The sequence below is a fragment of the Halomonas sp. DN3 genome (genome assembly GCF_024137905.1).
Taxonomy (GTDB): Bacteria; Pseudomonadota; Gammaproteobacteria; order Pseudomonadales; family Halomonadaceae; genus Halomonas; species Halomonas litopenaei.
Window position 1 is genome coordinate 1,209,668 of the sequence record NZ_CP099965.1, and the last position, 20,954, is coordinate 1,230,621.

The following is a 20,954-nucleotide window of genomic DNA, read 5'->3' on the forward strand; positions in this document are numbered from 1 at the left end:
CATTGCGCTGGCCGTCCTGGTGTTATCTGGGGGAACAGGACGGGCTCTGACGCAAGTGGCGAAAGTCACCAACGCTGGCCAAGGGCCTGGCAGGAGCCAATCTCAGGTGTCTTTTGAAAACTCCTCGAACAGTTCCTGGCCTGTCAGATTGCGGGTGTCGTTGCCGAAGTGGTACCAGTGGGGCTTCTCGTCGATGAAGATCTGGAGGTCGAACCGCCAGGCTTCTCCGCTGTCGATCAGGCCAACGGGCACCGAAGTGTGCTCGCCGTTCTTCAATCGGTAGAACAGGTGGGTGCCGCAGTGGCGACAGAAGGCACGCTCGGCCCAGTCGGACGATGAATAGAAGGTGACAGCCTCTTCGCCTTCGAGCGTCAGCTGACTGACCGACTCCAGTGCCAACAGCGGGCCGCCGCCCCAGGTTCGACACATCTGGCAGTGGCAGGCGCCGACGCTCTGCTGTTCAAGTGCTACCTTGAGTGTCACCGCACCGCACAGGCAGGTACCGCTCAGGCGCATGGCCTGGTCTGCTGTCGCGTTCATGGACCGTGCTCTCGTCAGTGGGGGCTACTCCCCAAGACTAGCAGAACTGTGCTGGATGACCGCCTTGACGAAGGGGGGGAAGGCGGGGGCGTCAGCCCCCGTTTGCAGCGCCAGGCTTTATACGAAAAGCCGGCGAGCGATGGTTAAACAAGGCAATAATCGTTGAGAAAGCGCAGTTTACGAGGTGTAAGTGAGCATGTTGACCGGGCTGGCGCACCAGCCGGTTTTTAACGCCGTATTACCGAGCGCAGGCACTTTTCGTACAAGCCTTAGAGCCTGGCCAGCACCGTCTCGGCACTTGACGCCTCGATCACGCCGCGTTCGGTGTCGACGCCCAGATACTCGACCACGCCGTCGTTGACGATCATCGCGTAGCGCAGGCTGCGCACGCCCATGCCTGCGGCACTGGCGTCCTTGTCCATGCCGATGGCTCGGGTGAAATCGGCGTTACCGTCGGCCAGCATGGTGATCGCTTCGGCGTTCTGGTCCTTCTGCCAGGCGCCCATGACGAAGGCGTCGTTGACCGCCAGGCAGGCGACCGCATCGGCCTTTTCCAGCAGCTTGTCGGCGTTGACCACGAAGCCGGGCATATGGGTGTTGGAACAGCCCGGAGTGAAGGCGCCGGGGACAGCGAACAGCACCACCTTGCGTCCCGAAAAGAAGGCGTCGGTGGTCAGTGACTCTGGACCCTTGTCGCCGTTGGTAAAGAGGGTCACGTCGGGCAGGCGTTCGCCGGTAGCAATGGTCATGAGGTCTCCATCAGGGTGTGGTGAAATCGCGTCGGTGATGGTGGTGTCCGAAGAGTGAGACGCTCACTCTTCCAGCGGTGGCGTGGGACGCACCAGGATCTCGTTGACGTCGACATGGTGAGGCTGGGAGATGGCGTACATCACGGCGTTGGCGACGTCGCGATCTTCCAGAGCATGTTCCGGTGGTTCATCGAAGAAGGGGGTGTTGACCATGCCGGGCTCGATGAGCGTGACACGGATCCCGCTGCCGCGCAGTTCCTCGCGCAGGTTGTAGCCGATGCCGGAGACCGCCCACTTGGTGGCACCGTACATGGAGCCGGGGATGGTGGTACGCCCCGCTGCCGAGCCGGTCAGCAGGATGTGTCCGTGGCTACGCCTGAGCTCGGGCAGGCAGGCCTGGATGGTCAGCCCCAACCCGTACACGTTGGTCATCAGCATCGACTTCCAGCTTTCCGGGTCGGCCTCGCTGAAGCCGCCGGGAGAGCCACCACGTCCGGCGTTGGCGAACACCGCGTCGAGACGACCAAAGCGCTCGAGCGTCTCGTCCACCATGGTCTTCTGGGCCTCGATGTCGGTCACGTCAACGCCGACCGTCAGCACGTTCTCCGGCCCCAGCTCCTGAGCCAGGGCCTCGAGTCCGTCCTTCGAACGGGCCGCCAGGACGAGGTGATAGCCCTCTCGAGCGGCCGCCCTGGCCGTGGCGGCCCCGATGCCGCTTGACGCTCCGGTGATCAGCAACACTCGTTCTCGCATCGCTTCCTCCTGGTCTCTCGGTGACGGGGCTTGACGGGCTATCTCTGTATGATTGATTCAGCATGCTCGTCCATTGCCTTTGTTGCAATCCTTCGGGCGGCGTCTGCGACTTTCAAGGGGCATCTTTTCCTGGATATCCGGCAGCATAAACGGATGAGTCCTGTCGGATATCGGCGGACGGACCTGCACTGGAGGTGCTTGTCAGGCTGGGCCCGATACGAGAAGGCCCGGCAGGATGCCGGGCCCAGGTCGTCTTGCCAGGGGTCGCAACAGCGGACTCAGCGCAGCGACAGCGCGCCCCTTGTCTCGCCTGAGGCAGCCTGTTCGTAGGCGGCGGCTTCTTCGGCTTCGACCTCGGGGCTGAAGCGCACCAGCAGCGCGCACAGCGAGGCCAGGATCACCGCCGCGCCCAGGTAGAACAGCCCCTGCTGGTAGCTGATCGATTCGGAACGGAACAGGAATCCCGCCGCCACCGCACCGGCGTTGCCGCCGGCGCCGACGATACCCGCCACCGCGCCGAGGGCGCGACGGTTGATGAAGGGCACCACGCCGAAGGTGGCGCCTTCGGCCATCTGCACGAACAGACTGAACACCAGCATCAGGCCGATGGCCAGCGCCAGTACGTGCATCTGGGAGAAGAACATCAGCGCCACGCCCTCACACAGCATGGCGATGAACAGCCAGCGCACGCGACCCTTGAGCCCGGCGTTGCGGGCGAACAGGTCAGAGAAGACCCCGCCCATGGTGCGAGCGAACAGGTTCATCAGGCCGAACAGTCCGGCGATCATGCCGGCGGTGGCCAGGGTCAGGTCGAAGTTGTCGAAGAAGTAGATGGCGGCGATGTTGTTGATGGTGAGTTCGACGCCGAAACAGGCGGCATAGACCACGAACAGCGCCCACACGCGGATATCCCGGGCGGCGGCGCCGAAGGTGCTGGACATGGAGCCTTCGCCGGAGGCTTCCGGCAGCTCGCCGCGTGCGCGCAGGTCCTTGAAGTTGCCGTCGGGCGCGTCCTGGGTGAAGCGGTAGTAGCACAGACCGGCAATGAACATCACCACACCTGGGACCACCATGGCCAGGCGCCAGCCCAGGGTCTCGCTGACGCCCAGCATCAACAGGCCGGAAAAGATCAACGGCATCAGGATCTGGGTAGTGCCACCGCCCAGGTTGCCCCAGCCGGCGGAGGTGGCGTTGGCTGTACCCACCACATTGGGCGCGAACATCACCGAGGTGTGGTACTGGGTGATGACGAAGGAGGCGCCGATCGCGCCGATGGCCAGGCGGGCCATCAGAAAGGACTCGAAGCTGTCGGCGAAACCGATGCTCATCACTGGGATGGCGCCCAGGCACAGCAGCCAGGTGTAGGCCAGGCGCGGCCCGATACGGTCACACAGGACGCCGATGGCCAGGCGCACGATTACCGTGATGGCCACCGAGGCGATGATGGTGTTGCCGATCTGGGTCTTGGTCAGTCCGAGGTCATCTCTGACCACGGCCATCAATGGCGCGATGCCGAACCAGCCGAAGAAGCACAGGTGGAAGGCGAACCAGGAGAAGTGAAAGGCTCGCATCTGGGGAGTCGAGAAGGAAAACAGGCGAATCCTGTTGGCCTTGTTGCGCAGATTCATGAACACAGCCCTCGCTGGGTGGACGAACACTCGAACTTGTGTGGCCTTCGCCATTGAAGGTCGGGTCCGACGCACTCGTACCGCTGGGGCCTGGTCTACGTCTGGCTCTCGCTAACCACTACCAAGCAAGCGGGATGCCTGTTTTTATTGAAACCTCGACATATCAACACCTTGTGGTTTTTATGCGGAATGGCACTTCAGCAGGATCGCATCATTGCGCTGCATCATTGTGCACTCGACACCGCCCCAGTGCGCCGACTTGGTGCCAAAGGGAGAAGGTAGAGGAGCGCAGCGAAGAGAGAAGGAGCAGGAAGAGAGAAGGAGCAGGAAGAGAGAAGGAGCAGGAAGAGAGAAGGAGCAGGAAGAGAGAAGGAACAGGGAGAGAGAAGGGAGAGGGAGAGAGAAGGGAGAGAGAAGGGAGAGAAAGAGAAAGGAGAACGACTCAAGAAGATGTGCGAACAGAACTGCGAACAGAGATGCGAACAAAAAGAGAACAAGGAGGAGGCGTCACCCGCCGCTGGCGGGTGACGCCGATGCTGGAACCTCAAGCGATGGACTCAGTCGTTGAGGGCCAGGCGCTCACTACTGTTCGGACAGCGCAGAAAGGCGGAGTTGTTGAGCCAACGCTGGTCCGGGTAATAGGTGAACAGGTACTGATTGTCGCGAATGCTGTTGATCAAGGGTACCGCCACCTCGGTACGTACCGCCGGACAGCCGTGGCTGCGGCCGATGCGTCCGGTACGGTCGATGAACTCCTGGCTGACGTAGTCCGCACCGTGCATCACGATGGCGCGATCGAAGGCGTTGTCGTTGACCCCCGGCTCAAGACCCTCGAGTCGCAGGGAATAGCCGTTGCTGCCTACATAGCTGTTCTTGGTGCGAAACAGTCCGATGCTCGACTGGTAGCTCTCGGGCACGTTGGAGAACAGCGTGGCCATGGCGTCGCCGGAGTTCTTGCCGTGGCTCACCCATTCGCGAAACATCAGCCTGGGCTGGCGCAGGTCGAAGACCCACAGGCGGCGTTCGGTTGAAGGCAGGGAAAAGTCGATGACCGCCAGGCGCTCGGCGCCGGGGTCGGCGCAGTTGAGCGCCCGTGCGGCCAGGCGCAGTACCCCCGGGTTGGCCTTGGGGGCGAGGCGGGCCAGGGTCTGTTCGAGCGATGTGGCTGACGGCGCATTCGCCCTGACGGATGTCCTGAGAAAGTCCTGAGCGAGCACAGGCGCCGCAAAAAAGGCACTTAGGGTCAATAATAAGAGGTAACGAAAAATCGAGAGACGAGGTGATGCATTGTCATGAGAGGAGCTTCGTGACATCTCTAGGCTTCCTGTCGGTGATGTCGCGGATACGCGAACAGGCGTTACGCAAGATCAAATAACGCGATACGCTAATACACAGAGCGGAGAAACATGATCTTCGCGCACGCTAGAAAAATCAGGTCGGCTCGGCGGAACCCGATACCGACGACTCTATTATGACAATACCGCCCAGGATGGCCAGTATTGACGTCATGTTGCAGGGAGTAGATGCCATGTTTAGCCCAAATGTTCTATTGCGACTCATGCCAAGGAGGGGCGTCGCTGTAGCGCTTTGTTATGGTCTGCTGGTTGCCCCGGTCTGGGGGGCAACGGCAAGCGACGGAGGCGACGTCAGTGGCGAGGTCGCCAACGACCAGAGGCTTACCAGCGATGCCAGCGTCGAGCAGAACCTTCAGGATCTCGACGGGGTCGTGCCGGGTCCCCTGGCCAACGAGTTGGTCGGCGCCTCCGAGATGGCGCAGCGATTCTACAGTCTGCGTGGCCAGCGTCCGGTGTGGACCGACATGGGCCGCGTGGAGGCCCTTGCCGACGGACTCAGGACGCTCGAGGACGATGGGCTCTCACCCTCGGACTATGCGCCCGACGCGCTGCTTGGCCAGGCCAGAGGGGCCAATCTCGAGACCCCCGGAGGCTTCGAGCTCGAGGCCACCGAAACGCTGCTGACCGCCATGGCCCATCTGCAACGTGGCAAGGTGGATCCACACCGCATCGACAGTGACTGGGAGGTCGATATTGCGCCACCGACGTTCGACCTGGTGGCGTTGTCGCGTGCCCTGGACGACGGCGATGTCGAGGCTGCGCTGGCGCTGGCACGGCCTCCTTTCGAGCCGTATCGTCAGCTAAGGGCCGCCCTGGCACGCTATCGCAACATCGAACGTCTGGGGGGCTGGCCACTGCTGCCGAGTCGCGAGACGCCGCTGCGTCCCGGCGATCAGGACACCGACGTCGCGCTGTTGCGCCAGCGCCTGGCGATGATCGGTGAACTGGAAGTGATGTCCGCCGACACCGGCCACTACCCGCACGTTGAGCTCGAGGCCCCCGAAGCTGAGGTGTACGACAGCACCCTGGCCGAGGCGGTACGCCGTTTTCAGCGCCGCCACCTGCTCGCCGACGATGGGGTGGTCGGACCCAATACCCAGACCGCCCTCAATCTTCCTGTGGGCTTTCGCATCGATCAGATCCGCGCCAACCTGGAGCGTGCCCGCTGGCTGCTGCATGGCCTGCCGGAGTCTTTCGTGCTGGTCGATATCGCCGGTTATCGGCTCAGCTACTTCCGCCCCGACGGCGACGTCTGGCGCTCACGTATCGTCGTCGGCCAACCCTACCGGCGCACGCCGACATTGCGTTCGGAGATTACCCACGTGACCCTCAACCCCACCTGGACGGTGCCGCCCACGATCTATCGTGAGGACATTCTGCCTCGAGTGAAGCGCGATCCGGGGTATCTGGCCAGCCGTGACATGGTGGCGTTATCACCCTCCGGGAAGCGCGTTGATCCCTATTCGGTCAACTGGTCGAGCCCCGGCGGGGTGATGCTGCGCCAGGGGGCCGGGCCTCGCAACCCCTTGGGGAGGGTCGTGATCCGTTTTCCCAATGACCACCTGGTCTACCTGCACGACACCCCGTCGCGAGGGCTGTTCAACCGTACTCAGCGTGCGCTGAGCTCAGGCTGTATCCGCGTGGAAGGGGTGGCGGAGCTGGCCCAGCTGTTGTTCGACGACTCGGGCACCTCCGCCAACGTCGGCCGCCTGATCAACGACGGCAAGACCCGCAACGTGCGTCTGGATCGGCGCATACCGGTGGTGCTCAACTACTGGACGGTGCAACCCGAGACCGACGGCCACCTGGCCTTTCGTCCCGATATCTACGACCGCGACCAGGCGGTGGTAACGGCGCTGGATGCCCCCGTCATCCTGTGACTGCCTTGGCGTGAGCAGGCGTCGTCTGGGCATCCCTCCAAGGCATGTATCAGGCCAGCGGAGCGATGCCTGACGGATCTTCAGCGACTGTTGTGACGATCCTTGCTACCTGATGGCTGAGTCGGTGTCTTGATGTTACCCCCCTCGCGGTACCTGGTGGACGCGTGGATCCAGGCATAAAGTCGGCAGTTGATGCGGCATGGGCACAGGAGAATCCAGAGCAGGGTTACGTCATTAAACGTAATCGTCATTTTTTTGGTATTGGTAGAGTGAAGGATTTCCTTTCGAAAGTCCGGCTTGGTTTTACTATAGTTTTCTCGTAATTGAGGCGTTCTTGAACCTGGCTCGGTGACAGCCATGTTGGCTATTGGACAGGATGTGCGGCCTAGAGTTTTTCTCTCCTATTCGCGTAGAGAGCAGCCCTTTGCTGCCAGGCTCCGTACTGAAATTGCGCGTTACGCGAATACGGTGTGGTTCGACCGAGATGCCATCTGCGAGGGTGACGATTGGCGTGAGGAGATCGAGCGAGGCATTCTCCATGCCGACGAAGTGGTGGCACTGATTTGCCCGAGCGCGCTCCAAAGTCCATATGTGAAGGAGGAGTTGGACACGGCTGACCGCTATCACAAGGTGGTGAGGGCGGTCGTGCTGGAATCCTGCAAGAAGGAAGCGGAGCCCCGTGTCGATCCCAGGCATTTTATTCTGTATTCGTCCTTGGAGTCGCTGGAACAGGCCGTTCACCGCCTCTTGTGCACACAGGCATTGCCTGTCGAGGATAGAACAAACGGGCTTACGGTTGCAGAGACCAAGCTGCGACTGTGTCGTGATATCTACCCCGGATTCTCTCTCTCTATCTATGAAAATCGGAACGATCCCTCCTTCGAGCAGGCCTTGAAAGTGGCAGAGATGGCCGTCGACACCTACGCCAGCGATAGCCTGATGCGCCTGAATCTGGGCTTGATGCTGTGTCAGCTTGGACGTTGGGAAGAAGGCCTGTCTCGGCTTCAGGACTTTGCTCGACATCGGCGGTGCTTTACTGGCTGGTATTTTCTGGCTTTGCACATGGCCCGAACGCGAGCACTTCATCGTCTTCCACCAGTTCTTGCCCGCCAGGTCATCGAGAGCACTGAGTGTTGTCTGGAAAAAGCGCCAGACCACCCTCTGGTGGTGCTGCTTCATCTTCTTGTACGACTAGGCTGTGCTAATGACGGTCGACCTCGAATTGACAGTAGTGTGAAACAGCTACAGCAGTGCGTCCAATTGCCGGAGGCTGCAGAAGAATTTGCACGTTTTCTGTGGGCGATGTCGGCGTCAATGTGTCGGCTAGGCAGCCTCGAACGCCCAATCAAGGAGTTTCTGGTGCTGCGAGCCAAGGGACGATAGGGCCGACAATAGTGATTTTTCGACCAGACTGGAGGAAGGTGCCATGGTTATGCCGAAAACGACTGATCTTCAGGGGCGCCGGGCTGTCAGGGCATTCTTTAATTATCAGTACAACTTTTCGACACCCAAGAAGATTCCCATCAACGTAAAGTTGGTTTTCGTTCTGAGCCTGCTGGGAGCGGCGGCTTGGGTGTTTTACTTCTTTGATAATATGAATAACCTTGAGGAGTTGACAGTGGGGGCGGCAATCGGGCTGGCAATCGCTCTAGCACCTGCACTGTTGATTGACTATCTATTAAGGACGAGTGACCTTGAAAGGCGTAAAAAAGAGCTGGCGGCACATCGCAAGGAGCTCGGAAGGCTTGCCACAATCAGTCGTGACATAGTGGCGCGAGACATCTTGATCATGTTCTTCCGTGGGTTCGAACATTCCGAGTTGGAAAGAGAAGAGCTGGTTACACTGGAGCAGAAGTACAGTTTTGGTGGGGAGCGTGACTTTTTTGATGAAGAAACACTGGAAGAAAAACTTGGATATCTTGTCAACAAGTCGGTCCGGGCCATCTCTTTGGGAAATATTTCAAAAATATCGATAAAGAAAATCACCCGTATTGATGGTTCGCATCGTGAAATGTTTTTTACTCCATTTAGACTGGTGGTGATGTTGTTGACCTCCAAGCAGATGGTCGTCTGTGATCTCCAGTTCGACAGTATCACCGAAGAGAGTTCGGAGGATATTCAGAGAATCCCTTACTCGTCGATTTCCAGCATTGTGTCCAGGAGCGAGAGGCGACGCAAGCCTTTGACAGCCGATGAGGTGGCGCAGAAAGCGGAGGAGTTTGGACACGAAAATGATGTCATTGAACGCATCAAGAAGATGAATGAAGAGCAGCTGGAGGAAGACTGGCCCTATTTTGAATCCCGCACATCCATCACCATCGTGCAGAACAACGGCGCCGAGTTGACGGTTCCAGTGAAGTTCAGCCCCAGCCTGGGGAGAGAGTCTCAGCTGTCTCTGGAAAACAGCCGCACGGATGATGAGGTCGCCGCCGATCGACTGGTCAACGAATTGAACAGGCTGGCCGAAGAAGCCACCGGTCCGAGCGCAGGCGGTACCTTCAGATCCGCTGATGGTCGGGGCTGACCTCCCCCGTGGAGAAGACTGTTACCCGGTATGTCGTTCGATACCCAGCATCCCGCTGGACGCCTTGATGATGGCGAATGCGGGTTTGCCGCTGCCGGGTACGTGGTTCTTGCAGCAGCCCAGGGTGATGATGGGGTGCGGTGAGTAGCATGATCTAGCCGCCGTTGGATGATCAAGGCTGGGACGTTAGAGGCCGCTGGATGCGACGCAAGGCCCGCCCAATGAAGTCCCGCACTTTCGATGCCTTTCACCGTGGACTCGATCGAGTAGTGGTGGCAACTATACGGATCGTCAGGAAGACAGTGACAGGACAAGCTGGAATGTCCTGCCCGAAAATCGACTTGGACGCAAAGTGCCTTCACGGTATACAACGATGAACGGCTGGCGCATTATTTGCCTGCGAACCAACAACAATGAGGCGAAGTCATGCAACGATGGATGGCGGTGGCAGCACTGGGCATGGTCAGTACCGGTGTCTGGGCGCAGGATGACGACAAGCTGTTTCTGTTCAACTGGACCGAGTACATGGACCCGGCGCTGGTCGAGGCCTTCGAGCAGGAGTTCGGGGTGGAGGTGGTGCAGAACTACTTCACCTCAAACGCCGAGATGTTCTCCAAGCTGGCCGCCGGTGGCGACGCTCAATACGACGTGGTGGTGCCCACCGACTACTACGTCACCCGGCTGATCGACGCCGGCCTGGTGAGGGAGCTCGACGACCCGCGCATCCAGCAGGGGCGAGAGGATCTGATGGAAGCCTTCCGTCAGCCGCCCTATGACCCCGAAGAGCGCTACAGCGTGCCCTACCTGTGGGGCGTTACCGGTATCGTCTACGACACCAACACCTTCGCCGAGCTGCCGCACTCCTGGAGCGTGCTGTTCGACCCCGAGATCAATCCCGACCAGCCCTTCGCGCTGCTGGGTGGCGATCCCCAGGTATCACTCGGCATGGCCTGTGCCTACCAGGGAGCTGGGTTCGACTGCGTCGGTCAGGAGGCCTGGATCAACGCCGCCAAGCTGGTCAGCCAGACCCTGGAACGGGGCAACTTCACCGGTTTCGTCGACAGTACCGCGGCGGTGGAGCAGGTGGCACGAGGCGTCAGTGCAGTGGCGGTGACCTACAGCGGCGACGTGGACTACCGCAAGGCCGATTCTCCCGAGATCTATGGTGATCTGGCTTTCTTCGCCCCGGAGGAAGGCGCCCAGCTCGGCATGGACACCTTCGTGGTGCCGGCGAGAGCCCCCCATCCCCAATTGGCCCAGGACTTCATCAGCTTTATGATGCGTCCGGAAAATGCCGCCAAGGCGGCGAACTATGCCTACTACAGAACCCCCAACGAGGCTGCCCTGCCGATGGTCGACGAGGCACTGCGAGAGGCCTCCAGGCTCGATCCCGAGACCAGCGGTCACCTGGTGACCACGCCGCTGATCGAGGGGGAATCGCTGACCATGCTGCAGCAGCTATGGACCGAGGTGCGCTCACGTTGAAGCGCGCATGGGTGTTGTTTGAAAAGTGTCCGTACCCGTCCACCTTTCGGACGTGACCTCGAGGGCGTTGGTGCCTAGTGCGCCGCGCCCTTTACGCCCACCTTGCGATCGCTTGACCTTGATACCCTTGGTGTCTCGAAGGGCATGAGGCTTGGGCCACGAAATCGGCAAGGGGCTGTTCTTCCTCTATCTCTCCTATCTCTCCGCTATCTCTCAGCGAGCGCCAGCTTGGCACCCAAGGCAATGAAGGTCCCGGCGAACAGCCGCCGAAAGGCGGTCATGATGCCGGGGCGTCCCGCGACGTGGCCCCTGATCCAGGCAGCTCCCAGCCCATAGGCTGAAAAGATCACCAGGGTCATCAGCATGAAGATGCCGCCGAGGCCCAGCATCTGTTCGAGTGCGCTCGCTCCCGACGCGGTGATGAACTGCGGCAGAAAGGCCAGGAAGAAGACCGACAGCTTGGGATTGAGGACGTTGATCAGGGCACCGATGACGCCGATCCTGACAAGCGAACCCTGACGGGCCGGCCGGCCAGGGAGGTCCAGGGCTCCACCCTGCTTCAGCAGGCCAAGGGCCATGTAGAGCAGATAGATGACGCCGAGTATCTTGAGCACGGAAAAGGCCAGGGCGCTGGTATGCAGGATGGCGGCGACGCCGGTGCTGGCGGCAATCAGCGAAGGCACGATGCCAAGTGTGCAGCCAAGCGACGCGGCCAGGCTAGCCTTGGCACCACGCCCGAGTCCTGTCGCCAGGGTATAGATGACCCCGGTGCCGGGGGCAAGTACCACGATGAGACTGGTCAGCAGGAACTCTATCGACATTGTGACGCTCCTTGATCCGGTTGATGCTGGCGGTAAAAAAGCGGCCAGGCGACCCTTTCAGGGTAGCCTGGCCGCTCGCTTTTGCGTGGACGTCACCGCGCAAGGGGGCTCACCTCGGTGGACGTCAGCCCTTCAGCTGGTTGCCCACCGGCAGCTCCCGGATGCGCTTGCCGGTGGCGGCGAAGATGGCGTTGGTCAGGGCCGGCGCCACCGGGGGAAGCCCTGGCTCACCCACGCCGCCCATCGGCGCATCGGGATTGTCGACCAGATGGACACGCACCTCACGCGGGGCGTTGGCCTGGCGTGGCAGCAGGTACTGGTGGAAGTTGTCCTGTTCGATGCGCCCGCCGCTTGCGCTGATCTCGTTCAGCAGGCCGATGCCGATGCCCATCACCACCGAGCCCTCCATCTGGGCACGGATGCGCTCGGGGTTGACCCTGGGGCCGCAGTCGAAGGCCACGTCCGCCTGGTGGACGATCACACTGCCCTGATCGTTGACCTCCACATCCAGCACGATGGCGGTGTAGGAGCAGAAGCTGTGATGCACCGCCAGGCCCTGGCCGCGGCCTTCTGGCAACGACTTGCCCCAGTCGGCTTCCTCGGTCACTCGCTCGACGACGCCACGCAGGCGACCGACATCGATGGTATAGCGCTCCGGGTCCTCGCCGTAGTTCCAGGTGGCGCCGACGGCCAGCGGGTCGATCTCGCGCGCCGGCCCCAGAAGTTCCAGCAGGTAGTCGCGATGATCGCGTCCGGCGGCTGCGGCGAGTTCGGCAACGAAGCTCTGGATGGCAAAGGCGTGGGGCAGGTTGACCACCGAGCGGAACCAGCCGATGCGCTTGTGCGCCGGGGCCTCGCCGTTTTCCAGCGATAGCGCGGGAATGTCGAAGGGCAGGGGCGTCAGGCCCATGCCGAGTTCATAGGTCGCCTTGTATTTGGGGTCGTCCTGGAAGATAGACATGATGGTCGGCGCCAGGGTGCGATGACGCCAGCCCTGGACCTTGCCGTCGCTGCCAAGACCGGCTTCCAGGCGGTCCACCGACAGCGCGTGGAAGTAGGTGTGGTGAAGGTCGTCCTCGCGGGTCCACTGAAGCTGCACCGGGCGGCCGTCGAGGGCGCGACTCAGGTGCGCCGCCTCTACCACGAAGTCCGGCTTGGCCTTGCGCCCGAAGCCGCCGCCCAGCAGCGTCTGGTTGACCTTGACGCTGGCGCCGTCGATGCCGAGCTGCTCGGCGATCTGGTCGCGGGCGCTCTGCGGGTCCTGTACCGGCGCCCAGGTCTCGGCACCGTCTGCGCTTACCCGGGCGATGGCCACCGGTGGTTCCATGGTGGCATGGGCCAGGTGAGGCATGTAGTAGGTGGCGCTGTGGCGGGACTCGGCGTCGGCCAGCGCCGCCTCGATATCGCCGCTGGCTCTGAGCACCTTGCCGGGGGAATCGGCGCGCTGCTCGAGCATCTCGCGGTAGCTTTTGGTGTCGTAGCCGGCGTTGGCGTCGAGCCCTTCGGTATTCCACTGGATCTTGAGCGCCTTGCGTCCTTCGATGGCCGCCCAGGTGTTGTCGGCGATCACCCCCACGCCGCCGAGCGGGTGGAACGACGACGGCTGGGAGGTGCCCTCGAGCCTGACGGTCTTGATCACCCCGGGAATCTTGAGTGTCTCGCTGTCATCGACGCTGGCGACGCTTGCACCCAGCACATTGGGGCGCGCGATCACCGCGTAGGCCATGTCCGGCAGGCGCATGTCGCCGCCGTAGATGGCCTTGCCGCTGACGATGTCCTCGCCATCCACCGCGGGGGCGCGCTCGAGGTTGCCGGTATCACTGTCGTGGCTGGGGCCGAGGGACCTGCCGATCAGTCGCCATTCGCTTTCGGGCTTGAGTGTCAGCGAGTCTCGGGAGGGGATATCGAGCTCCCTGGCCGCTGCCGCCAGCTCGCCGAAGCCGAGTTCGCGCCCGCTAGGCGTGTGGACGATGACGTGGACGCCGGCCTGGCATTCGTCTACAGGTACGTCCCAGCGCTGGGCGGCGGCCTGTTCCAGCATCCGACGGGCCGACGCGGCGGCCCGCCGCATGGGATCGAACCAGTGGCGCATGCTGCGCGAGCCGTCGGTGTCCTGATTGCCATACGTTTCGGAATCCCCCGGTGCCTGGGTAGCCTTGACCTTGCTCCAGTCGGCACCCAGCTCATCGGCGGCCACCATCACCAGGCTGGTACGGATGCCCTGGCCCATCTCGGCGCGATGGTTGGTCACGGTGACGCTGCCGTCCTCGTCGATCTGGATGAACACGTTGGGATTGTCGACCCAGCCGTAGGCCATGCCGGCGGCGCCGTACTGCTTGTCCTCGGCGGCGGCGGCCAGGTCCCAGCGGGCGGCCACTACCAGCGCGCTGCCGGCGGCCAGCCCCTGGAGAAAGCGTCTGCGGCTGACGTTGGCCAGCAGCAGCGTATCGACGGTACGGTTCATGCCTGCTCCTCCTGTCCGGCTGCACGATGGATCGCGGTACGGATCCGGTTGTAGGTGCCGCAGCGGCAGATGTTGCCCCCCATGGCGCTGGCGATGTCATCGTCGCTGGGGGTGGCGTTGTCCTTGAGGAAGGCGGTCGCGCTCATGATCTGGCCGGCCTGGCAGTAGCCGCACTGGGCCACGCCGACATCCAGCCATGCCTCCTGCACCTTGCTGCCGACAGCGTCGGTGGCCATGGCCTCGATGGTGGTCACGCGCTTGCCCGCTGCCGCCGCTACCGGCGTGACGCAGGAGCGCACGGCGGCGCCGTCCAGGTGAACGGTACAGGCGCCACACAGCCCCATGCCGCAGCCAAACTTGGTGCCGGTCAGATTCACCACATCGCGCAGCGCCCACAGCAGCGGCATCTGCTCGGGCACGTCCAGTTCATGCTGCTGGTCGTTGATCGTCAGGGTTATCACCGTTCACCTCCTGGTGCTTGTTGTTGTCGATGCGCTCTTTGTTGGCGCTGTGCTCTTTGTTGGCGTTGTGCTCTTTGTTGGCGCTGTGCTCTTTGTTGGCGCTGTGCTCTTTAGTGTCGATGCGCTTGCGATATCGCTGCGCTCTTCACTGGCGCCGCACTGGTCGTTGTCGCCATGCTTGCCGTTGCCTTGGCGTGTCACGGTCGAGGCTTTGCCCCTGCAGCTGATCATAGGCAATTTACCTGCAACTTATTGTTCCACTTTGGGCCGAAGTCGGCGCCCTTGGCTAAGCGTACTTAGGTGCACGAGTGCCGTAGCACGGCCTCGGCTCTGCCGACCGAAAACGCCAGCGGGGAGAGGGGGCCAAAGGAATGCGCGAGCGCAAGATCGGTAACAATGCGACTGGCAGAAAATCGACAGGTGGGGAGAAGAGACAGGAGGGGGAAGAGATTAGGGACACGCCACCCGAAGGCGGGTGGCGTGAAGGATCGATCAGTTCTGGTCGACGCGATCCTTGGCGGCGCTGAAGCCCATCAGCGACACGTTGAGGTCCTGACGCTGGCCGCGCGGGTTGACGATGCTGACGGTGGCGGTGCTGCCGGCCTTCAACTGGTTGAGCAGTTGCGGCTGCAGCGGGATGTCGGCACGGCAGCCCTGGGGCACACACACCTGGTAGGGCATGCCCACCGGCTCGTTGGTATCGACCTTGAGCTGCAGGCCTGGGGCCAGACGTACGCCCAGCGGAACCAGGAAGGTCATGGCAGAACCGTCCAGCTGAGCAGGGTTGCCGACCACGACCCGAAGGACCGGCTCGCCATCGGCACCATTGACCAGCTGGGTCATGGAGCAGGAGCCGTCGGACGGGTTGACCGGGCAGTTGACCTCCCAGGACTGGAAGGTTTCGGTGTTGACGGCGGGTCCGGCATTACCGGTGCTCTGGGCGAAGGTCAGCGGCGACAGCGCCAGCAGGCTCAGCACACCGGCGGCACGCAGGCCGGACGCAAGACGATTGAACATAAACGGCAGGCTCCTTTCCAAATCCATTGGCAGACAAAGGCTCGGGGCATAGTTCAACACGGAATGGGGCCTGTTGGCGACTGTCGCGAGGGGTTAAGGGCACTGACCACGGCGCCATGTCGGATTTTCTCTTCTTGCCCAGCCCAACCCTACACAAGACGCGGTCGACCTCGGATAGCGTGGAAGCAGGAGCGACTGCGGGATCGATCGAGAGATCGACAGCGGGATCGACTAGGCGCTGTCCGAAAAGTCGACGAGCGAAGGTTAGACAAGGCAAAAATCGGTGAGAAAGCGCAGTTTACGGGGTGTAAATGAGCATTTTGACCGGGCTGGCGCACCAGACGATTTTTAACGCCGTATTACCGAGCGCAGGCACTTTTCAGACAAGCCCTAGAGTGGGGCGAGATCCTCGTAGCTCGCCTCCAGCACTATCCCGAAGTGCTCTTCAAGCGCCGCCAGGTAGGCCGCTCCCGGGGGCAGGAGCTGTTCGCTTGTCGTGTCCCCGCGTCGGATCTTCAGGGTGAAGTCGGAAAGGCTGATCTGGCCCTCGGGGGTGGCCAGCGCGGCCATGCGCGAGGTGGTGAAGTGCAGGCCTGGCCAGGTGGAGGTGAAGTGATTGGCCATCTGAATATCACCTTCGCACACCGTGGTGAAATCGACGCTATAGAGGTTGACCCACTGGGCTCCCATCAATGATTGCAGCATGATCCCGTAGCGAGCGTTCTCCACCAGTCGTAGTGTCTGGTCTCCGATGTGGAGCGGGGTGTCCGGGGTCAGCGGGATCGGTGCACGGGGCGTATTGGTGCCGAAGCCGGCGTCGACCAGCCATTGGCGTTTGTCCAGCGTCACCAGCGATACCTGATGACTGCGCCCGGTGGGGGTTCCCGACAGATGCACACGTCCCAACAGGGCCCTGGCCTCGAATCCGAAGGCCTCAAGTGCCATCAGCAACAGGCCGTTGAGCTCGAAGCAGTAGCCGCCCCGGCGTTGACCGATGAGCTTGGCCAGAATGCCCTGAGCACTGACATCCACGCCGCGGCCCAGGCAGATATCGAAGTTCTCGAAGGGCAGCGAGGTGAGCTGGGCGCGATGCAGCGCGCGCAAGCACTCGGCAGACACCTCGACGGGTTGCACAAGGCCGATACGCTCAAGGTATTGGTCGCAGGGAAAGTCCGAGAGGGGCATGGGCGGATACGCGTAGCAAAGTTCGGTTTAGCCTAGTGCGAGGGCAGCGGCCTTGCCAGCCTTCGCGCGTCGTCACCACGCATGCGGACAGGCGCGGTCGCTTGCCTGCCCGGCACAGCGCAACAGCCGTGCTAGGATGACCGATCCTTTTTCGATCGCTTGGGGACTTGGCATGGAGGAGATGGGGCTGCGATGGCTCGCCGGGCAGGCCGTCAGCCTGGTGGCGCTCACGCTCTGTGTGATCGGCTTCGCCAGCCGGCATGACGACAAGCTCCTGGTATTGCTGCTGGGAGCCAACCTGGCCTTCGCGACCCAGTTTGCCCTGCTGGGGAGCTGGGTAGCCGCGTCGATCTCGGCTCTGATCATCCTGCGCATCGCTCTGGCGCGACGCTTTTCCGGCAATCTGGCGATCATGCTCGGCATGTTGCTCGCCACCTTGCTGGTAGCGGCGCTGACCTGGAGTGATGCGCGTGATATTCCTGCCCTGGCGGCAGGGCTGCTTGGCACCTTTGCCATGTTCATGCTCAGAGGGGTGGCGATGCGTCTGGTACTGGCCGGCGCCGCCTTCTGCTGGATCATCAGCAACCTGCTGGCAGGTTCGCTGGGTGGCACTCTGGCCGAGACGCTGATCTTCGCCACCAACATCATCACCATCGTGCGCCTGAGGCGACAGGCCTCGGCCGCCGCCCACTGATCCTGGCGGCTGTCGTCGATTCCTTGTGGTGGACGCGAAACGGTCACGGAATTGACATCCTTGTCTCGTATATATGAAATTCCATATATCCTGAGGCGCCCCCGATGACGATGTCACAAGAGTCCCGCAAGCAACGCGTGCTGTTTCTGTGTCACGCCAATTCCGCTCGCTCGCTGATGGGCGAGGCGCTGCTGCGCCACCTGGCCGGTGATCGCTTCGATGCCTTCAGCGCCGGTACCGAGCCGGACGAGCCGCATCAGAAGACGCTGGCCGCGCTCAAGGAGCAGTCCATCAGCACCGAGGGGCTCGCCAGTCAGTCCCTCGACAGCTTCGAGGGACAGCACTTCGATGCCGTCATCGTGCTGTGCGACAAGGCCCAGGAAACCTGTCGCGACTGGGAGGGCAGTCGCGACGAGCATCTCTATTGGGATATCCGCGATCCCCGTGGTATCGAGCGTGACAACGCCTACGCCCAGGCGCTCCAGGAAATCCGCGTGCGCCTGATGCTGTGGCTGCAGATCAAGGATCGTGATCGCGCCCGCCACCTGGCCGACGATTGATGGCGCAACCCTCTGTCGGCAGAGCCTGGCGGGTGCCGGGGCGCGAGATTCACTTTCTAAAGCGAGACTTTCATGACACTACGTATCGGTATCAATGGTTTCGGGCGGATCGGCCGCCTGGTGGTTCGCAGTCTGTGGCCGCGTATCGCCGCCGGGGAGGTCGACCTGGTTCGCGTCAACGATCCCGGTGGTGACGCCGCCACCTTCGCCCACCTGCTGGAATTCGATTCGGTGCACGGCCATTTTTCGCCCGAGGGCGGGATCAATGGCGAGGGCGAGCAGCTGAACCTCGACGGTCGCGCGGTGGCCTTCAGCGGAGCAAGCGTGCCGGCCGACGCGGACTGGTCCGGCTGCGACGTGGTGATCGAATGCTCCGGCAAGCACAAGACCCTGGACAGGCTTCAGGCCTATCTCGACCAGGGCGTGCGGCGCGTCGTGGTCAGCGCGCCGGTCAAGGAGGAGGGCGTGCTCAACGTGGTCATGGGGGTCAACGATGATCTCTACGAGCCCGAGCGTCACCGCATCGTCACCGCCGCCAGTTGCACCACCAACTGTCTGGCCCCGGTGGTCAAGGTGATTCAGCAGCGTTTCGGAATCCGTCATGGCTCCATGACCACGGTGCATGACATCACCAACACCCAGACCATCCTCGACGCGCCTCACAAGGACCTGCGTCGGGCGCGGGCCTGTGGCATGAGCCTGATCCCGACCACGACCGGGTCGGCCAAGGCGATTACCGCGATCTTTCCCGAGCTCGAGGGCAAGCTCAATGGCCACGCCATCCGCGTGCCGCTGGCCAATGCCTCGCTCACCGACATGGTCTTCGAACTTGAGCGCGAGGTGACGGTGGATGAGGTCAACGCCGCCCTGCGCGAGGCCGCCGAAGGGGAGCTTGCCGGTATTCTCGGCTACGAGGAGCGCCCGCTGGTGTCCATCGATTACCGCACCGACCCGCGCAGCTCGATCATCGATGCGCTGTCGACCATGGTGGTCAACGCCACCCAGCTCAAGCTCTACGCCTGGTACGACAACGAGTGGGGCTACGCCAACCGCACCGCAGAGCTGGCGCTGAAGGTGGGTCGTGGCTGAATCGTTGATGGCGCGGGTGAAGGCGCTGCCCTTCGAAATCCGCCAGTACCTGCTGATCACCGGCAACTACTGGGCCTTTACCGTCACCGATGGCGCCCTGCGCATGCTGGTGGTGCTGCACTTCCATCAGTTGGGCTATTCGCCCCTCGAAGTGGCGATGCTGTTCTTGTTCTACGAAGCCTTCGGGGTGATCACCAACCTGGTGGGGGGCTGGCTCGGAGCACGGCTGGGGCTCAATCGCACCATGAATCTGGGACTCGCTCTGCAGATCGTGGCACTGGCCATGCTGATGGTGCCGTCCTCGGTGCTGAGCGTGGCCTGGGTCATGGCGGCCCAGGCTTTGTCGGGCATCGCCAAGGACCTCAACAAGATGAGCGCCAAGAGCGCGGTCAAGGTACTGGTGCCCGCCGAGAGTGCCTCGGCAAACTCCACCCTGTATCGCTGGGTGGCGATCCTGACCGGCTCCAAGAACGCGCTGAAGGGAGCCGGTTTCTTCCTCGGCGGCCTGCTGCTGACGCTGATCGGCTTTCGTGGTGCGGTCATCGTCATGGCGGTGATGCTGCTGGCGGTGCTGGTCCTCTCGCTGCTTCGCCTCAAGGCCGATCTGGGGCGCGCGAAGCGCAAGCCCAAGTTCTCCGAGATATTTTCCAAGTCCCGCGCGATCAATGTCCTGTCGGCCGCGCGCCTGTGTCTGTTTGCCTCCCGGGACGTCTGGTTCGTGGTGGCCTTGCCGGTGTTTCTCTATGACCAGCATGGCTGGAGCCACTGGACGGTGGGCGGGCTGCTGGCGATCTGGGTGATCGGCTACGGGGGTGTCCAGACCCAGGCGCCCCGGCTGACCTCGCTGCTGGCAGGAAGCCAGCGACGCACGACGGTATTCTGGGCGTTGGCCCTGGCGGGGCTGCCAGCCCTGCTGGCGGTGCTGCCGCTGGCTCAGGTGGGCTGGCTGGTGGTGGGTCTGTTGCTGTTCGGGGTGCTGTTCGCCATCAATTCGAGCTGGCACAGCTACCTGATCGTGCACTACGCCCGCGCCGAGGGTGCCTCCATGGACGTGGGCTTCTATTACATGGCCAACGCCATGGGGCGCCTGCTCGGCACCTTGCTGTCGGGCTGGCTGTATCAAAGCGAGGGGCTGTCGGCCTGCCTGTGGGTGTCGGCGGCGCTGGTGCTGGCCAGCGCCCTGATGGCACTGGCCTTGCCCGGCGATGGTCAGCCTGAGCCCTCAGCCGCTGACGACGATGCAACGCCCGCCCAGGATAGTCGGCCCGCGGAGGAACCCCGTGGCGCTGAACGAAGAAAGCCGCTGCCCAGGGAAAAAAGATGAACAGGCAAAGATGAACAGGAAACGCCGATGATGTCGCTGGACCCGTTACGCCTCTACAAGTGCCTGTCGGAAGAGACGCGCCTGTCGATCATGCTGTTGCTGCTGCAGGAAGGAGAGCTCTGCGTCTGCGAAATGACCGCGGTGCTCGAGGTGTCGCAACCCAAGGTGTCACGCCACCTGGCAGAGCTGCGTCGCTGTGGTTTGCTCCAGGATCGTCGCGATGGCCAGTGGGTCCACTACCGGCTGAGCGCCGAGCTGCCCGGCTGGGCGCTCGACTGTCTCGAAGCCGGCGCCCGGGGGCGACGGGCCGAGCTCGAGGCATTGCACGAAAGACTGGCCAGGATGGGGGATCGTCCGCAGCGCTGCGAGAGCCTTTGCTGAGGCGCTGTCGCCTTCCATGGTCACCCTGATCGCCTTGGCCGTGC

At 62.3% G+C, this 20,954-nt stretch carries 20 protein-coding genes; 10 read left to right on the top strand and 10 right to left on the bottom strand.

Annotated features, from left to right (window positions below; genetic code table 11):
• Positions 1-102: 102 nt before the first annotated feature.
• From NKF27_RS05365 to NKF27_RS05380, 4 genes are all read right to left on the bottom strand, one after another.
• Positions 103-540 (bottom strand): GFA family protein, encoded by a 438-nt coding sequence (locus NKF27_RS05365; RefSeq protein WP_253555616.1) that lies wholly within the window; start codon positions 538-540, stop codon positions 103-105.
• 269 nt (positions 541-809) lie between these two features.
• Positions 810-1,289 carry a peroxiredoxin gene (locus NKF27_RS05370; protein ID WP_108450219.1) on the bottom strand — a complete coding sequence of 160 codons (480 nt, stop codon included), beginning with the start codon at positions 1,287-1,289 and terminating at the stop codon, positions 810-812.
• 63 nt (positions 1,290-1,352) lie between these two features.
• Positions 1,353-2,042, bottom strand: a complete 690-nt coding sequence (locus tag NKF27_RS05375; protein ID WP_045992600.1) for an SDR family oxidoreductase — start codon at positions 2,040-2,042, stop codon at positions 1,353-1,355.
• A gap of 278 nt (positions 2,043-2,320) precedes the next feature.
• Entirely contained in the window at positions 2,321-3,670 is a 1,350-nt protein-coding gene (locus tag NKF27_RS05380; RefSeq protein WP_045992599.1) for an MFS transporter, read from the bottom strand.
• 214 nt (positions 3,671-3,884) lie between these two features.
• Between NKF27_RS05380 and NKF27_RS05385 the strand changes: the two genes are divergently transcribed.
• Entirely contained in the window at positions 3,885-4,238 is a 354-nt protein-coding gene (locus NKF27_RS05385; RefSeq protein WP_253555618.1) for a hypothetical protein, read from the top strand.
• Here NKF27_RS05385 and NKF27_RS05390 read toward each other — a convergent pair.
• Positions 4,228-4,887 carry a murein L,D-transpeptidase catalytic domain family protein gene (locus tag NKF27_RS05390; protein ID WP_342586432.1) on the bottom strand — a complete coding sequence of 220 codons (660 nt, stop codon included), beginning with the start codon at positions 4,885-4,887 and terminating at the stop codon, positions 4,228-4,230. The two genes, NKF27_RS05385 and NKF27_RS05390, sit on opposite strands and share 11 nt — an antisense overlap.
• A gap of 311 nt (positions 4,888-5,198) precedes the next feature.
• Between NKF27_RS05390 and NKF27_RS05395 the strand changes: the two genes are divergently transcribed.
• From NKF27_RS05395 to NKF27_RS05410, 4 genes are all read left to right on the top strand, one after another.
• Positions 5,199-6,905, top strand: a complete 1,707-nt coding sequence (locus NKF27_RS05395; RefSeq protein ID WP_253555620.1) for a murein L,D-transpeptidase — start codon at positions 5,199-5,201, stop codon at positions 6,903-6,905.
• A 357-nt stretch (positions 6,906-7,262) separates the two neighbouring features.
• Positions 7,263-8,288 carry a toll/interleukin-1 receptor domain-containing protein gene (locus NKF27_RS05400; RefSeq protein ID WP_253555622.1) on the top strand — a complete coding sequence of 342 codons (1,026 nt, stop codon included), beginning with the start codon at positions 7,263-7,265 and terminating at the stop codon, positions 8,286-8,288.
• A gap of 43 nt (positions 8,289-8,331) precedes the next feature.
• Positions 8,332-9,429, top strand: a complete 1,098-nt coding sequence (locus NKF27_RS05405) for a hypothetical protein (protein ID WP_253555624.1) — start codon at positions 8,332-8,334, stop codon at positions 9,427-9,429.
• 426 nt (positions 9,430-9,855) lie between these two features.
• The gene (locus tag NKF27_RS05410) at positions 9,856-10,914 is read left to right on the top strand and encodes a spermidine/putrescine ABC transporter substrate-binding protein (protein WP_253555626.1); all 1,059 of its coding nucleotides are present in this window, start codon (positions 9,856-9,858) and stop codon (positions 10,912-10,914) included.
• A 206-nt stretch (positions 10,915-11,120) separates the two neighbouring features.
• Here NKF27_RS05410 and NKF27_RS05415 read toward each other — a convergent pair whose 3' ends face one another.
• From NKF27_RS05415 to NKF27_RS05435, 5 genes are all read right to left on the bottom strand, one after another.
• Entirely contained in the window at positions 11,121-11,735 is a 615-nt protein-coding gene (locus NKF27_RS05415; RefSeq protein WP_253555627.1) for a LysE family translocator, read from the bottom strand.
• Positions 11,736-11,859: 124 nt separating this feature from the next.
• Entirely contained in the window at positions 11,860-14,199 is a 2,340-nt protein-coding gene (locus tag NKF27_RS05420; RefSeq protein WP_253555628.1) for a molybdopterin cofactor-binding domain-containing protein, read from the bottom strand.
• Positions 14,196-14,660, bottom strand: a complete 465-nt coding sequence (locus NKF27_RS05425) for a (2Fe-2S)-binding protein (RefSeq protein WP_301271182.1) — start codon at positions 14,658-14,660, stop codon at positions 14,196-14,198. The genes NKF27_RS05420 and NKF27_RS05425 overlap by 4 nt, the downstream gene beginning before the upstream one ends.
• Before the next feature lie 492 nt (positions 14,661-15,152).
• Positions 15,153-15,677, bottom strand: a complete 525-nt coding sequence (locus NKF27_RS05430) for an invasion associated locus B family protein (protein ID WP_045992593.1) — start codon at positions 15,675-15,677, stop codon at positions 15,153-15,155.
• A 390-nt stretch (positions 15,678-16,067) separates the two neighbouring features.
• A complete protein-coding gene (locus NKF27_RS05435) occupies positions 16,068-16,862 on the bottom strand; it encodes an arylamine N-acetyltransferase (RefSeq protein ID WP_253555629.1) in 795 nt (264 codons plus the stop codon).
• A gap of 172 nt (positions 16,863-17,034) precedes the next feature.
• Here NKF27_RS05435 and NKF27_RS05440 point away from each other — a divergent pair, with 172 nt between their 5' ends.
• The 5 genes from NKF27_RS05440 to NKF27_RS05460 all read left to right on the top strand — a co-directional run bounded on the left by NKF27_RS05440 (position 17,035) and on the right by NKF27_RS05460 (position 20,910).
• On the top strand, positions 17,035-17,556 hold the full coding sequence (locus NKF27_RS05440) for a YgjV family protein (protein WP_253555630.1): 522 nt from the start codon (positions 17,035-17,037) through the stop codon (positions 17,554-17,556).
• Between the two features lie 104 nt (positions 17,557-17,660).
• Positions 17,661-18,116: an arsenate reductase ArsC gene (locus NKF27_RS05445; RefSeq protein ID WP_308812402.1), complete on the top strand. Its 456-nt coding sequence runs from the start codon at positions 17,661-17,663 to the stop codon at positions 18,114-18,116.
• A gap of 72 nt (positions 18,117-18,188) precedes the next feature.
• On the top strand, positions 18,189-19,205 hold the full coding sequence (locus NKF27_RS05450) for an ArsJ-associated glyceraldehyde-3-phosphate dehydrogenase (protein WP_108450213.1): 1,017 nt from the start codon (positions 18,189-18,191) through the stop codon (positions 19,203-19,205).
• Positions 19,198-20,529: an organoarsenical effux MFS transporter ArsJ gene (gene arsJ, locus NKF27_RS05455; protein ID WP_253555631.1), complete on the top strand. Its 1,332-nt coding sequence runs from the start codon at positions 19,198-19,200 to the stop codon at positions 20,527-20,529. Before NKF27_RS05450 ends, arsJ begins: the two co-directional genes overlap by 8 nt.
• Positions 20,530-20,556: 27 nt before the next feature.
• A complete protein-coding gene (locus NKF27_RS05460; RefSeq protein ID WP_253555632.1) occupies positions 20,557-20,910 on the top strand; it encodes a metalloregulator ArsR/SmtB family transcription factor in 354 nt (117 codons plus the stop codon).
• Positions 20,911-20,954 lie beyond the last annotated feature (44 nt).